The sequence below is a fragment of the Roseomonas acroporae genome (genome assembly GCF_023223525.1).
GTDB classification, from domain to species: domain Bacteria; phylum Pseudomonadota; class Alphaproteobacteria; order Acetobacterales; family Acetobacteraceae; genus Roseomonas_E; species Roseomonas_E acroporae.
In genome coordinates, this window is the sequence record NZ_JALPRX010000001.1 from 60,212 (window position 1) to 73,454 (window position 13,243).

Annotated in this window: 13 protein-coding genes; 10 read left to right on the forward strand and 3 right to left on the reverse strand. The window is 72.3% G+C overall.

Annotated features, from left to right (window positions below):
* Position 1: 1 nt before the first annotated feature.
* From M0638_RS00305 to M0638_RS00340, 8 genes are all read left to right on the forward strand, one after another.
* Positions 2-802 carry a type III pantothenate kinase gene (locus M0638_RS00305; protein ID WP_248664939.1) on the forward strand — a complete coding sequence of 267 codons (801 nt, stop codon included), beginning with the start codon at positions 2-4 and terminating at the stop codon, positions 800-802.
* A gap of 153 nt (positions 803-955) precedes the next feature.
* The gene (locus tag M0638_RS00310) at positions 956-2,599 is read left to right on the forward strand and encodes a ribonuclease J (RefSeq protein WP_248664940.1); all 1,644 of its coding nucleotides are present in this window, start codon (positions 956-958) and stop codon (positions 2,597-2,599) included.
* Positions 2,600-2,602: 3 nt separating this feature from the next.
* Positions 2,603-2,866 carry a DUF1467 family protein gene (locus M0638_RS00315; RefSeq protein ID WP_248664941.1) on the forward strand — a complete coding sequence of 88 codons (264 nt, stop codon included), beginning with the start codon at positions 2,603-2,605 and terminating at the stop codon, positions 2,864-2,866.
* A 691-nt stretch (positions 2,867-3,557) separates the two neighbouring features.
* Entirely contained in the window at positions 3,558-4,892 is a 1,335-nt protein-coding gene (gene proS / locus M0638_RS00320; RefSeq protein WP_248664942.1) for a proline--tRNA ligase, read from the forward strand.
* A 16-nt stretch (positions 4,893-4,908) separates the two neighbouring features.
* Positions 4,909-6,162: a lipoprotein-releasing ABC transporter permease subunit gene (locus M0638_RS00325; RefSeq protein WP_248664943.1), complete on the forward strand. Its 1,254-nt coding sequence runs from the start codon at positions 4,909-4,911 to the stop codon at positions 6,160-6,162.
* On the forward strand, positions 6,155-6,883 hold the full coding sequence (locus tag M0638_RS00330) for an ABC transporter ATP-binding protein (protein WP_408902661.1): 729 nt from the start codon (positions 6,155-6,157) through the stop codon (positions 6,881-6,883). Before M0638_RS00325 ends, M0638_RS00330 begins: the two co-directional genes overlap by 8 nt.
* 106 nt (positions 6,884-6,989) lie before the next feature.
* Entirely contained in the window at positions 6,990-7,193 is a 204-nt protein-coding gene (locus tag M0638_RS00335; RefSeq protein WP_248664944.1) for a hypothetical protein, read from the forward strand.
* 130 nt (positions 7,194-7,323) lie between these two features.
* Entirely contained in the window at positions 7,324-8,004 is a 681-nt protein-coding gene (locus M0638_RS00340; protein WP_248664945.1) for a hypothetical protein, read from the forward strand.
* Positions 8,005-8,063: 59 nt separating this feature from the next.
* Here M0638_RS00340 and M0638_RS00345 read toward each other — a convergent pair whose 3' ends face one another.
* Positions 8,064-8,444, reverse strand: a complete 381-nt coding sequence (locus M0638_RS00345) for a response regulator (RefSeq protein ID WP_248664946.1) — start codon at positions 8,442-8,444, stop codon at positions 8,064-8,066.
* Between the two features lie 420 nt (positions 8,445-8,864).
* Here M0638_RS00345 and M0638_RS00350 point away from each other — a divergent pair, with 420 nt between their 5' ends.
* Positions 8,865-9,785 (forward strand): NAD(P)-dependent oxidoreductase, encoded by a 921-nt coding sequence (locus M0638_RS00350; protein WP_248664947.1) that lies wholly within the window; start codon positions 8,865-8,867, stop codon positions 9,783-9,785.
* A gap of 101 nt (positions 9,786-9,886) precedes the next feature.
* On the opposite strand, the gene M0638_RS00355 is transcribed toward M0638_RS00350, so the two are convergent.
* Both M0638_RS00355 and M0638_RS00360 read right to left on the reverse strand, forming a co-directional pair.
* Positions 9,887-10,114 carry a hypothetical protein gene (locus tag M0638_RS00355; protein ID WP_248664948.1) on the reverse strand — a complete coding sequence of 76 codons (228 nt, stop codon included), beginning with the start codon at positions 10,112-10,114 and terminating at the stop codon, positions 9,887-9,889.
* A gap of 143 nt (positions 10,115-10,257) precedes the next feature.
* Positions 10,258-11,772, reverse strand: a complete 1,515-nt coding sequence (locus M0638_RS00360; RefSeq protein ID WP_248664949.1) for an amidohydrolase family protein — start codon at positions 11,770-11,772, stop codon at positions 10,258-10,260.
* A 465-nt stretch (positions 11,773-12,237) separates the two neighbouring features.
* Between M0638_RS00360 and M0638_RS00365 the strand changes: the two genes are divergently transcribed.
* Entirely contained in the window at positions 12,238-13,242 is a 1,005-nt protein-coding gene (locus M0638_RS00365) for a tripartite tricarboxylate transporter substrate-binding protein (protein ID WP_248664950.1), read from the forward strand.
* Position 13,243 lies beyond the last annotated feature (1 nt).

The following is a 13,243-nucleotide window of genomic DNA, read 5'->3' on the forward strand; positions in this document are numbered from 1 at the left end:
CATGCTGCTGGCCATCGACGCAGGCAACACCAACGTCGTCTTCGCCGTGCACGATGGCGCGGAATGGCGCGGCCGCTGGCGGATCGCGATGCGGCCCGACCGCACCAGCGACGAGTACGCCGTGTGGCTGCTCGCCCTGCTCCAGCACACCGGGCTGCAGCCGGCCGCGATCGGCCGTTGCGTCATCGGCACCGTGGTCCCGGCCGCGCTCTACAACCTGCGCCGCCTCTGCCGCGAATGGTTCGACTGCGAACCGCTGGTGGCCCGCGCCCGGCTCGACTGGGGCTTCGAGATCCGGGTGGACAACCCGGAGGATGTCGGCGCCGACCGGCTGCTGAACGGCCTCGCCGCGCACCACCTCTACCACGGCCCCCTGGTGGTGATCGATTTCGGCACCGCCACCACCTTCGACGTGGTGGACCGGGACGGCTCCTATCTCGGCGGCGTGATCGCCCCCGGCATCAACCTTTCCATCGAGGCGCTGCACCAGGCGGCGGCCCGGCTGCCCCGGATCGGCATCGGGCGGCCGCAATCGGTGATCGGGCGCAACACCGTCGCCGCCATGCAGTCCGGCATCTACTGGGGCTATGTCGGCATGGTGGAGGGGCTGGTGGCGCGCACCATCGCCGAGTACGGCGCCCCGCTCCAGGTGGTCGCGACCGGCGGCCTCGCCCCGCTCTTCGCCGAGGGCACCACCGTGATCGGCCGCATCGACCCCGACATCACCCTGGAGGGGCTGCGCCTGTTGGCGGACCGCAACCCGGTCCCCATCTCTGCCAGAACCGCCCGCGACTCCGTCTGAGAACCAGTGGCAGACCGTCCGATCAGGCCCGAGGCCGACCGGGAAAGCCCCGCGATTTCAGCAGGTGTTCTTGCGCAGGCCCGATTTCCTGACAAACTCTGACCCGATCGGATACCCGACATTGACGAACTGCCACGCGCCATGGATGCCCTGATGCAAGACGGGGACGATTTCGCGTTCATCCCCCTGGGCGGCACCGGTGAGATCGGCCTCAACCTCAACGTCTACCGCTGCGACGGGCACCTGCTCGCCGTCGATTGCGGCATCGGCTTCGGTGGGCCGGAGAACCCCGAGATCGAGGTGATGGTGCCGGACCCGGCCTGGCTGGCCGAGCGCCGCGGCCGCCTCGTCGGCCTCGTCATCACCCACGCCCACGAGGACCATGTGGGGGCGGTGGCGCATCTCTGGCCGCAGCTCCGCTGCCCGGTCTACGCCAGTCCCTTCGTCTCGGCGGTGCTGCGGCGCAAGCTGGGCGAGGCGGGGATCCTGGGCGAGGTGACGCTGCACACCATCCCGCTCGGCGGCCGCTTCACCCTGCCCGGATTCGACCTCGAATTCCTCCGCGTGGCCCATTCCGTGCCCGAGGCGCAGGCGCTGGCGCTGCGCACCCGCCACGGCACGGTGCTGCACACGGGCGACTGGAAGCTCGACCCCGACCCGCTGATCGGCCTGCCCACCGACGAGGAGGCGTTCCGCCGCCTCGGCGACGAGGGCGTGCTGGCCATGGTCTGCGATTCCACCAACGCGCTGGTGGAGGGCCATTCCGGCTCCGAGGGCGATGTCCGCCGCAGCCTGACCAGCCTGATCCGCGGCCTGCGCGGCCGCGTCGCCGTCACCTGCTTCGCCACCAACCTCGCCCGCGTCGAGAGCATCGCCAAGGCCGCCGAGGCGGCCGGCCGGCAGGTCTCGCTGTTCGGCCGCTCGCTGCGCAACGCCGAGGCGGCGGCGCGCGAATGCGGCTACCTCCAGGGCGTCGGCCCCTTCGTGCCGGAGGAGGAGGCGGGCTTCCTGCCCGACGATTCCCTCCTCATCATCTGCACCGGCAGCCAGGGCGAGCCCCGCTCCGCCCTGGCCCGCATCGCCGCCGACACCCACCCGCACATCTCGCTGGGGGAGGGGGACACGGTGATCTTCTCCTCCCGCCAGATCCCGGGCAACGAGCGCGCCATCCTGCGCATCCAGGACGAGCTGTCGCGCGCCGGGGCGAAGGTGATGACCGACAGCGACCACATGGTCCACGTCTCCGGCCATCCCGCCCGCGACGAGCTGCGCCGCCTCTACGCCCTGGTGCGGCCGCGCTACGCCGTGCCGGTGCACGGCGAGTGGCGGCACCTCTCCGAGCACGCCGCGCTGGCCAAGTCGCTCCAGGCCGCCCCGGTCCTGGTCGAGGATGGCGACGTGCTGCGCCTCTCCCCCGGCGTGCCGGAGGTGGTGGAGGGGGTCCCCACCGGCCGCCTCGCCATCGACGGCGACCGGCTGCTGCCGGTCGAGGGCGGGGTGCTGGCGGCGCGCAAGAAGATGCTGCTCAACGGCGTGGTGATGGCCTCGGTGGCGGTGGACGGCGCCGGCCGGGTGCTGGGCACGCCGCAGGTCTCCGCCCCTGGCCTGTTCGACATGGCCGACCTCGCCCCCGGCCAGATCGCCATCGAGCTGGCCCGCACCGTCAACGACCTGCCGGCCGCCCTCAAGCGCGAGGACGACCAGCTGCGCGAGGCGGTGCGCAGCGCCCTGCGCCGCGCCGTGGGCCGCCGCCTGCGCAAGCGGCCCACGGTCGAGGTCCATCTGCTCCGGGTCTGAGCCATGGGCTGGGTCAGCGGCACCGTCGTCTTCTTCCTGATCTGGTGGACGGTGCTGTTCGCCGTCCTGCCGATCGGCACGCGGCCCGAATCGGAGGGCAGTGCCGCCAGCGGCGGCTGGCGCGGCACGCCCGAGCGGCCCGGGCTCGGGCGCAAGATCCTGATCACCAGCGCGGTGACCGTCATCCTCTGGCTCGGCGTGGAGCTGATCGTCAGCAGCGACTGGCTGAGCTTCCGCCATGGCTGGCTGGCGATGCCGGAATCGTGAGGTTGATTGCCCAAGAAAAAGGCGATTGCCCGCCTTGTCGGCAGCAATCGCCCGGATTGGATGCAGCGGCCGTCTGAACGGCCAATTTCGAGGCGTTTCCTGCCCGATTTTTCGTTGAGCCGGCACGGCCAGGGACGCACTCTGCGTCTCAGAGAGGGGGTTGGTCCTCTCTCTGCCGTGTGACTGGCGTTTCCTCCCTAAACTTGGGCCGTGCTCCAACGAGCACGGCCTTTTTTTATGCCTGCTGTCATGCCGCGAATTCGGCAGCATGCCTCGGATCGTATGCAGGTGCCGCGGACACTAATCCGCGATACCCGCCGGGCCAAGCGAAAACCGGCAGAAACGCGCCGAATTCCGCAGATGAATGCATCCGACTCGTGGTGCGCCGCAATATTCTTGCCGGCGCGTTGCCCCGACGCCCCCGGCATCGCCGGAACGGCATACGAGGGCCACCCCCGGTGCCGGCTTGGCCATGCCCGCCACGGACCACCCTCTCTGCGCCGGTCGGGCATCCTTCCCCCTGGCGGAGTGCTGCCGCGCCCCTTAGCTTCCCGCCCGCGCCTGCCGCCCGGTGCGGCCGGATGGCTGGCCCGACGCCGGGCGCCGCGTTCGCCGGCGCCGGCGCCCGGCCTGGCCCAACGCCCGCCCGCCGGCGGTTTGTCCGGCCAGCGGTTTGTCCGAAGGAAACACAGTGCGTCTTTCCCGTGCCTTCCTGCCCACGCTGAAGGAAACCCCGGCCGAGGCGCAGATCGCCTCGCACCGGCTGATGCTGCGCGCCGGGATGATCCGGCAGGAGGCGGCCGGCCTGTATGCCTGGCTCCCGCTCGGCTGGCGGGTGCTGCAGAAGGTCACGCAGATCGTGCGCGAGGAGCAGGACGCGGCCGGGGCGCAGGAGATCCTGATGCCCACCATCCAGCCCGCCGAGCTGTGGCGGGAATCCGGCCGCTACGACGACTACGGCAAGGAGATGCTGCGCATCCGCGACCGGCACGAGCGCGAGATGCTCTACGGGCCGACCAACGAGGAGATGGTCACCGACCTCTTCCGCGCCTACGCGAAGAGCTACCGCGACCTGCCGCGCAACCTCTACCACATCCAGTGGAAGTTCCGCGACGAGGTGCGCCCCCGCTTCGGCGTGATGCGCGGCCGCGAATTCCTGATGAAGGACGCCTACTCCTTCGACCTCGACAAGGAGGGCGCGGTCCGCTCCTACCGGCAGATGTTCGTGGCCTACCTGCGCACCTTCGCGCGCATGGGCCTCAAGGCCATCCCGATGGTGGCCGACACCGGCCCGATCGGCGGCAACCTCAGCCACGAATTCATCATCCTGGCCGAGACCGGCGAGAGCCAGGTCTTCCTGCACCGCGACCTGCTCGACTACGACGTCATGGGCCAGGCGGTCGACTACCAGGGCGATCTCTCGCCCATCGTCGACTTCTGGACCAGCCGCTACGCCGCCACCGACGAGAAGCACGACGAGGCCGCCTGGGCCGCCGTGCCGGCCGAGGCGCAGGTGACGGCGCGCGGCATCGAGATCGGCCACATCTTCTACTTCGGCACCAAGTACAGCGCCCCCATGGGCCTGCAGGTCACGGGGCCGGACGGGGCGCTGGTGACGCCGGAGATGGGCTCCTACGGCATCGGCGTCTCGCGCCTCGTCGGCGCCATCATCGAGGCGAGCCACGACGAGGCGGGGATCGTCTGGCCGGACGCCGTCGCCCCCTACGCCGCCTCGATCCTCAACCTCAAGCCCGGCGACGCCGCCTGCGACGCGGTCTCCGAACGGGTCTACGAGGCCCTGGGCCGCGACGCCCTGCTCGACGACCGCGCCGACCGGCCGGGCGCCAAGTTCGCCGATGCCGACCTGATGGGCCTGCCCTGGCAGGCGATCATCGGCCCGCGCGGCGCCGCCGCCGGCAAGGTGGAGCTGAAGCGCCGCGCCACCGGCGAGCGGCTGGAGCTGCCGGTGGAGGAGGCGATCGCCCGGCTGCGCATGCCCACCCTGCCGCCCGTCGCCGGCTGCTGACGACGCAGGGCACGCCATGTTCGGGGCCTTCGAGCGCGCGGTCGCGTTCCGCTACCTGCGGGCGCGCAAGGGCGAGCGCTTCGTCTCCATCATCGCGATCTTCTCGCTGGTGGGCATCGCGCTCGGGGTCGCGACGCTGATCATCGTGATGAGCGTGATGGGCGGCTTCCGGCAGGAGCTGCTCGGCCGCATCCTCGGCCTCAACGGCCATCTCGGCGTCTACAGCGCCGAGGGCCCGGCGCTGCGCGACTTCGACCCGATCGCCGAACGAATTCGGACCCTGCCCGACGTCATCGCCGCGACGCCGATCGTCGAGGGGCAGGTGCTGTTCACCTCGGAGGCGGGCGGCGCGGCGGGCGGCATCGCCCGCGGCATCCGCCCGGAGGACCTGCGGGCCAAGCGCATCGTCGCCGACCACATCCGCGCCGGCTCGCTCTCGCGCTTCGAGGGCGACGACGTGGTGGCGATCGGCACCCGACTCGCCCAGCGCATGGGGCTGCGCGTCGGCGACCGGCTGACGCTGATCTCGCCGCAGGGCCGCGCCACCGTGGTCGGCACCGTGCCGCGCCTGCGCTCCTACGAGGTGGTGGCGCTGTTCGAGATCGGCATGAACGAGTACGACAGCGGCTTCGTCTTCCTGCCGCTCGCCGCCGCCCAGACCTATTTCCAGACCCGCGACGCGGTGAGCCAGATCGAGGTCTTCGTGCGCGACCCGGACCGGGTGGGCGACACCGGCCTCGCCATCCGCCGCGCCTTCCCCGACCGGGCGCTGCGCATCGTGGACTGGCAGAACGTCAACTCCTCCTTCTTCGCCGCGGTGCAGGTGGAGCGGAACGTGATGTTCCTGATCCTGACGCTCATCATCGTCGTGGCGGCGTTCAACATCATCTCCTCCCTCATCATGCTGGTGAAGGACAAGGGGCGCGACATCGCCATCCTGCGCACGGTGGGCGCCACGCGCGGCGCCATCATGCGCATCTTCCTGCTCTGCGGCGCCTCGGTCGGCATCATCGGCACGGCGGCCGGCTTCGCGCTCGGCGTGGTGTTCACGCTGAACATCGAGCACATCCGCCGCTTCCTCGAATCCCTCAGCGGCACCAACCTGTTCAACGCCGAGGTCTACTTCCTCACCCAGCTCCCGGCGGTGCTGAACTGGCGCGAGGTGTCGCAGGTGGTGGGCATGGGCATCGCCCTGTCGCTGCTCGCCACCCTCTACCCTTCCTGGCGCGCCGCCCGCACCGATCCCGTCGAGGCCCTGCGCAATGAGTAGCGACGCCGATCGGGTCCACGTCCTGGAAGCGGGCCTGGCCGAGGCTGCCCCGCCGCTGCGCCTCGCCGCCGTGGAGCGCCGCTTCCGCACCGAGGCGGGCGAGCTGCCCGTGCTGCGCGGCGCCGACCTCACCCTGCGCGCCGGGGAGATCGTGGCGCTGGTCGCCCCCTCCGGCACCGGCAAGTCCACCCTGCTGCACCTGGCCGGCCTGCTGGAGCGCCCCGACGCGGGCGAGGTGTACGTCGCCGGCGAGGCCGCCGGCCGCCTCTCGGACGATGCCCGCACCGCGATCCGCCGCCGCTCGCTCGGCTTCGTCTACCAGTTCCACCACCTGCTGCCCGAGTTCACCGCCGAGGAGAACGTGCTGCTGCCGCAACTCGCCGCCGGCACCTCGAAGGCGGCGGCGCGGGACCGGGCGCGCGCCCTGCTGGCCTCCTTCGGCCTCGCCGGGCGCGAGCACCATCGCCCCGGGCGGCTCTCGGGCGGCGAGCAGCAGCGCGTGGCCATCGCCCGCGCCCTGGCCAACGCCCCGCGCATCCTGCTGGCCGACGAGCCCACCGGGAACCTCGACGTCGGCACCTCGGACCGGGTTTTCGGGGAGCTGATGGCGGCGGTGCGCGGCAACGGCGTGGCCGCCCTGGTCGCGACCCACAACCCGGACCTCGCCGCGCGCATGGACCGGGTGGTCACCCTGCGGGACGGAAAGGTAATTTCGGCGTGAATCGGAAAGGTTCCCCCAATTTGCCGTGAAGTGTTGCACAGACACCCCGGCCTAACCACCTCCACGCTACGGCTCTTCTCCCCCCGACCAGCCGGAGCGACAAGCGATGCGGATCTTCCCCCTGGGCTGCAGCATGCTTCTGGGTGTCGTCCTGTTGGCCCTGGCCGTCGGCCTCGGCTTGGTCTCGCGGCAGCTGGCGGCGCAGGCCGTGGCCCTCGTGCTGCTGCTGGCGGCCTTCGGCCCGGCCATGTTCCTGCCGCTGGTCGATGTCGAGGCCCTCGACCGCAGGCCACGCCGCCTGCTCGCCTGAGCCTCGCCGTCCACTGCCCGCCGGCCAGCGGCGTCCGGTCCTTTTCCCCCGGCTTTTTCTCCCACCGGCCCTTTCCGCCGCCGGCCCTTCCCCCGAAGATCCGGTGGCCCCGGCCGAGGAGCCGTGCCCGATGCCGAAGGGCGACCCGAACGACCTGACTTGGCGCTACGTCACGCTCGCGCTGGACCGGGCGACGCGCTGGGCGAAGTCGCACGACTACGCCTGGCAGGGGCGATCCTGCTATCTCGTCAGCGCCCGCGCGCTCGAATACGTCATCGAGACACGGCGCGGCCTCGTTCTGCCCGGCGGCGCGCCACCCGTTCCCACCACCAACCATCGCGACCAGGAATTGGCCTACGCCGACCACTACCTGCACATGCGCGGCATGGCCGGACTGCACGGGCCGGAGGCCCGCACCTATCTGGAGGCCCAGACCCGGACCTACGACAACCTCAAGCGCAACGTGGTGAAGGCGCTGGGCGGCAAGGGGCAGGGGCTGGAGGACCGGATCAACCGCGGCGTCGCGCGGGTGATCGATTCGTATCTGCGTGAAAGCGCCGAGCCGCTCTCCGCCCCCAACGCCGACTCGGAATACTGGGCCATGGCGGGCATCGAGGACGGGCTGGTGGACTACCGTCTCAACCCGGACACCGACAACGATCCCTGGTGGATGGACCAGTACCGGGACACGCCGATCGCGAAGCTGCGTCTCTGGCTGCGCGACCTGCCGAACCGCGCCCACCGCATCGAGGAATGGGGTGCCGGCGGCCTCCGCGCCTTGCCGGGGCGGCTGCGGGAACTGGCGGACTGAGCAACGCCTGGGGCGGTCGCGGCGCCCCGCGATCCGAACGGCTCCACCGGAATCCCGCGTCAGTTCGCTTGTGCCGCCATCCCGTCGCGCAGCATCTCCGAGACCGCCGCCACCAGGTCCGATACCGGGAACGGCTTGAACAGGTGCCGCTCTGCCATGGCGAGGACAGGGCGGCCGGCGAGGCGCTGGGGGCGGCCGGTCATCAGCAGCAGCCGCACATCGGGCTCCAGGCTGCGCAGCTTGCAGGCGAAGGTCAGCCCGTCCATTCCCGCGCCCAGGTCGATGTCGGTGACCACCACCGGCGGCGGGCCGTCATTGGCCATGACGGCCAGCGCCTCCTCGGCCGTGGCCGCGGCGACCACGTCCATCCCGGCATCGATGAGGCTGCCCGCCACCGTCTCGCGCAACAGCGCCTCGTCCTCGACCAGCAGAACATGCATGTCGGCCTACCTTTCCCCCCGCACCCTCCGCCACCTGGTCTGCGACCGCTGCCGGACATTGGACCGGCAGATGCCATCGTTTCAACCGAGCTGACGATCGCGATCCCAATCCATGTCGCCGGCCGGGCCGCCGGCCGGCATGCCCCGCCGGAGCCGGGCGCTGCATGTCGCGGCGTCGAGCGGCCGGTGACGTCGCTCCCGGCCCGAGGAGGCAAAACCTCGCGCCGGGGCCGGGTTGCCGCCTGTCACGGACGCTTGTCCTCGAACGGGTGTCGGCGCATCCCGGCGTGGCCGAACGGCCGCTCCGCCGCGCCCCGCCCATGCTCCCCGTCCGCCCGCCGCCGGAGGCGGGGCGCGCCGAAGGACGGGATTGCCGGATGCCCGCGGCCCGCCAAAGATCGGCGCCGGAGGATTCGGTTCATGACCAGCGACAAGACCCGGGCGGAAACGGTCGGCTTCATCGGGCTCGGCATGATGGGGCAGCCCATGGCGCGCTGCCTGCTCGGCAAGGGCTTCCGCCTGGTGGCCTACGACGCCAACCCGGCCAGCCTCGCCACGCTGCGCGAGGCGGCCGCGCCGGGGACGCTCGACCAGGCCGCGACGCCGGCCGAGGTGGCCGGGCGCAGCGACGTGATCGTGCTGATGCTGCCCTCCAGCCCCGTGGTCGCCGCCGTGATGCGCGGCGGTCCCGGCGTGCCGGGCCTGCTGGCGGCGCTGCGCCCCGGCACGCTGGTGATCGACATGGGCTCCTCGGTGCCCGGGGAGACGCGCGCCCTGGCCGAGGAGGCCGCCGCGCGCGGCGCCGCGCTGATCGACGCGCCGGTCTCCGGCAGCGTGGTGAAGGCCAGGGCCGGCACGCTGGCGATCATGGCCGGCGGCGACGATGCCGCCTTCGCCCGCGCCCGCCCGGTGCTGGAGGCGATGGGCGAGACGATCATCCGCACCGGCGCGGTGGGTTCGGCGCACGCGATGAAGGCGCTGAACAACTACGTCTACGCCGCCGGCCTGCTCGCCACCGCCGAGGCGCTGCAGATGGGCGCGGCGCTCGACCTCGACCTCGGCATCCTGGCCGACGTGCTCAACGCCTCCTCGGGCCGCAACGTCGCCACCGAGACCAAGGTGCGGCAGCACATCCTGACCGGCACCTATGCCGGCGGCTTCCAGCTCGGCCTGATGCGCAAGGACCTGGAGACGGCCGGCGCCATCGCCGCCGAGACCGGCGTGCGGGCGGAATCCCTCGCCCTCTGTCGCGAGGTCTGGACCCGCGCCCTGGCCGCCATCGGGCCGGGCGCCGACAACACCGAGATCCACCGCTTCCTGCTCGCGCAGGCACGGTCGTGATGACGGGCTGACGGCGCCCCGGGCAGGAAAGGCGGGGCAGCCGGGGCGGAGCGGATCGGGGCAGGGCGGGCCGCCCCGCCCCGTCCCGCATCAGGCCGGCGTCAGGAACGCATGCCCGACTGGACCTGATGCGGGCCGGTCCTTCCCTCCTCCCCGGCCCCGGGCTTGTCGACCGGCTGCAGCGTCTCGCCGGCATCGGTCTCGATGTCCTGGCCGAACTGGCCATGGTTGCCGGGCAGGCCGCGGTTCTTCGCCTCGCGCGCGGCGGCTTCCGCCGCGGCATCGGCCACCGAAGCCGGGTCGGGCCTGGCGTATTCGCTCTTGCTCATGCCTGGGGCACTCCACTGTCGCCTCGACATGAGACGCGCGGGGAGGCTCCCGGTTCTGCGCCGGCATCCGGCCCGGCCGCCCGCCGGCGCGCTGCGCGGACGCCGCGCCGGGGCCGCCGGGATGCGGGGCCCCGCCGGACGGCTCAGCCCGCCGCCGGATCGTCGCAGAGGTAGCGGCGCAGATGGTAGGGCGAGGATGCCAGCCCCGGGCAGAAGCTCGCCACCACCGGCTCCAGCGCCTCGAACAGCCAGCGCTGCTCCGCCGTCACGGCCTCCAGCCGCTCGCGCGCCGCCTCCGCCTCGCGCGCCAGCGCCGCGAGGTCGATCGTCGTGTGCTTCCCGTCCCGGAACACGAAGCGGCCGCCGATCATGACGTGGCGCACGCCGGTCCCGTCCTCGGCGTGGACGAGCTGGTTGGCGGTCCAGTTGTGCGGGATCCAGCAGGTGGAGGCGAGGTCGAGGAACACGATGTCGGCCTTCATCCCCGGCGCGATGGCGCCGATGTCGTCGAAGCCCAGCGTCCGCGCCGAGCCGCGCGTCGCCGCGTCCAGCACCTCCTCCACGCTCGCCCATTGCCGCGGGTCCGGCCCCTGCACCTTGGAGAGCATCGAGGCGTAGCGCATCGACTCGTACATGTTCTGGTTGTCCGAGCAGCTCGCCCCGTCCGTGCCCAGGCCGACGTTCACGCCGAGGTCGAGCATCCGGCGCAGCCGGAACATGCCGTTGCCGAGCCGCATGTTGCTGCCCGCGTTGTGCGCCACCGAGGCGCCGCGATCGGCCAGCAGCCGGATGTCGTCGTCGTCCAGCCAGATGCCGTGCGCCACCGAGAAGTCCGGCCCCACCAGCCCGAGCCGGTCGAGATGCTGCACCAGGGTCCGCCCGTAGCGGCGCATGCCGGAGACGGCCTGCACCTTGCTCTCGCCGACATGGCTCTGGAGGGTCACGCCGTGCTCGCGCGCGAGCCGGGCGCAGCCGCACAGGAAGTCGTCGGCGCAGTGCAGCGGGATGGTGGGCGCCACCGCCGCGCGGATGTCCCGTCCCGCCCAGCGCCAGTGGCGCAGGATGTCGGCGATCGCGGCGAGCGTCGCGTCGCCGGGGGCGAGGCGCTGCCTCTCCACCGCCTCGCGCAGCGGCAGGGGCAGGGCCTCCAGCAACCCCGGGATCGCCTCGTACATGGTGCGGTCGGCCACCATCGGCGCGACCACGGCGCGCATGCCGACCTCGGCATAGGCTTCCGCCACCGCGTCCATGCCGTCGCGGCTCGGCAGGGGGAATTCGTAGAACAGGTCGTAGGCGGCGGTGCAGCCCTTGGCGACCATCTCGGCGGCGCAGATCAGCGTGGTCAGCTTCTTCTCCGGCACGCCGCGGCCGCCGTTGATCCAGGGGCCGGCGGCGAGCAGCAGCTCCAGCGTCCAGCGGTCGCCCTGGCCGCGCGCGAGGCCGCCATGCCCGTGCGTGTGCGCGTTCACCAGGCCCGGATGCATCAGCAGGCCCGACGCCTCGACCACCCGCGCCGATTCCGGCGCCGCCACGCGCTCGCCCACCGCGCGGATCACGCCGTCCTCGACCAGCACCTCGGCGGGCGCCGCGCGCCGCCTCGTGGCATCCGCCAGCAGCGCGCCGCGGATCAGCACGAAGCCCGGTTCGTTCTCGGCCATGGATCACCTCGCTTCCGTCGCGCGCCGCCTCCCGGCATCCGGCCCGCCGCCGCGCGGCGCTCCCGGACGCGGCCGCGCGCCGGGCGGGATCACAGGCGAGCCGGCCCGCGCGCGCAACCCGTCCCGTCGCCCATCCCGTCGTCCGGTGCGATCATCGGCCCTGGCGCCGTCCCGTGGGGGCGATGGCTGCCCTCCCCACGGCACCGTCCGGAAGCTGCCTGCCGACGACGCGACCGGGCACCGCCTGCTCCCGCGCCGACGGCCATCATCCCGGCGGCCATCATCCCGACGGCACCGCGCGCCGCGCTTCCCAATCGGGCGGCCTTGCCCGATCCTGGGCGCTAGAGCCGATCCAGCCTGACTGTATCAGGTCGGAACGGCTCTAGCCTTTTGATTTTTCGCATTTTCCGAGCCGCTGAGCGAGGACGCTCAGCTTGAAAATGCTCTAACGTCCGGGAACGAACCATGCAACGCCGCACGCTGCTCATCACGACCGGCCTCGCCGTGCCCGGCATCCTGGCGCCGCGCCACCGGGCCGCCGCGCAGGGTGGCGCGGCCGACGTGCCGGACCGGCCGGTCACCATCGTCGTGCCCTTCGCCGCCGGCGGTCCGACCGATACGGTGACGCGCCTCGTCGCCGAGGCGATGGGCCGGGATCTCGGCCAGACGGTGGTGGTGGAGAACGTCACCGGCGCCGGCGGCACGATCGGCGCGGCACGCGTCGCCAATGCGCGGCCGGACGGCGCGACGCTGCTGATGCATCACATCGGCCACGCCACCGCCGCCACGCTGTACCGGCGCCTGCCGTACAACGTGCAGACCAGCTTCGAGCCGATCGGGCTGGTGACCGAGGTGCCGGTGCTCGTCACCGCGCATCCGGGCTTCCCGGCGGAGACGCTGCCCGAATTGCTGGCGGTGATGCGGCGCGACGGCGAGAGGCTGAACCTCGCCAATGCCGGCATCGGCGGCTCCGACCAGCTCGCCGGGCTGCTGCTGATGCGCGCGGCCGGCGCGAAGGTGACGGAAGTCTCGTTCCGCGGCACGGCGCCCGCGCTGACGGAGCTGATCGCCGGCCGCGTCGACCTCTATTGCGGTCAGGCGACCGGGCTGGTGCCGGCGGTGCGCGACCGGCAGATACGCGCCTACGCCGTCACCACGGCGCGCCGCCTGACCGGCCCGGGCCTCGGCGACATCCCGACCGTGGTGGAACTGGGCCAGCCGGAGCTTCAGGTGAGTGTCTGGCACGCCCTCTACGCGCCCCGCGGCACGCCGCCTGCCATGGTGCAGCGCTTCTCGCGCGCATTGCAGGCGGCGCTGCGCGACCCCAAGGTGGTGGAACGCTTCGCCGACCTCGTGACCGAGCCGGTGGCGCCGGAGCGGGCGACGCCGGAAGCCCACCGTCAGTTCCTGGCCGCCGAGGTGGCGCGCTGGCGGCCGATCATCCAGGCGGCGGGCGTCTACGCCGACTGAC

Excerpts from the sequence above, each read along its gene's own strand:
- M0638_RS00305 (WP_248664939.1), top strand. The coding sequence starts at position 2 with ATGCTGCTGGCCATCGACGCAGGCAACACCAACGTCGTCTTCGCCGTG.
- M0638_RS00310 (WP_248664940.1), top strand. The coding sequence starts at position 956 with ATGCAAGACGGGGACGATTTCGCGTTCATCCCCCTGGGCGGCACCGGT.
- M0638_RS00315 (WP_248664941.1), top strand. The coding sequence starts at position 2,603 with ATGGGCTGGGTCAGCGGCACCGTCGTCTTCTTCCTGATCTGGTGGACG.
- M0638_RS00325 (WP_248664943.1), top strand. The coding sequence starts at position 4,909 with ATGTTCGGGGCCTTCGAGCGCGCGGTCGCGTTCCGCTACCTGCGGGCG.
- M0638_RS00330 (WP_408902661.1), top strand. The coding sequence starts at position 6,155 with ATGAGTAGCGACGCCGATCGGGTCCACGTCCTGGAAGCGGGCCTGGCC.
- M0638_RS00335 (WP_248664944.1), top strand. The coding sequence starts at position 6,990 with ATGCGGATCTTCCCCCTGGGCTGCAGCATGCTTCTGGGTGTCGTCCTG.
- M0638_RS00340 (WP_248664945.1), top strand. The coding sequence starts at position 7,324 with ATGCCGAAGGGCGACCCGAACGACCTGACTTGGCGCTACGTCACGCTC.
- M0638_RS00345 (WP_248664946.1), bottom strand. The coding sequence starts at position 8,444 with ATGCATGTTCTGCTGGTCGAGGACGAGGCGCTGTTGCGCGAGACGGTG.
- M0638_RS00350 (WP_248664947.1), top strand. The coding sequence starts at position 8,865 with ATGACCAGCGACAAGACCCGGGCGGAAACGGTCGGCTTCATCGGGCTC.
- M0638_RS00355 (WP_248664948.1), bottom strand. The coding sequence starts at position 10,114 with ATGAGCAAGAGCGAATACGCCAGGCCCGACCCGGCTTCGGTGGCCGAT.
- M0638_RS00360 (WP_248664949.1), bottom strand. The coding sequence starts at position 11,772 with ATGGCCGAGAACGAACCGGGCTTCGTGCTGATCCGCGGCGCGCTGCTG.
- M0638_RS00365 (WP_248664950.1), top strand. The coding sequence starts at position 12,238 with ATGCAACGCCGCACGCTGCTCATCACGACCGGCCTCGCCGTGCCCGGC.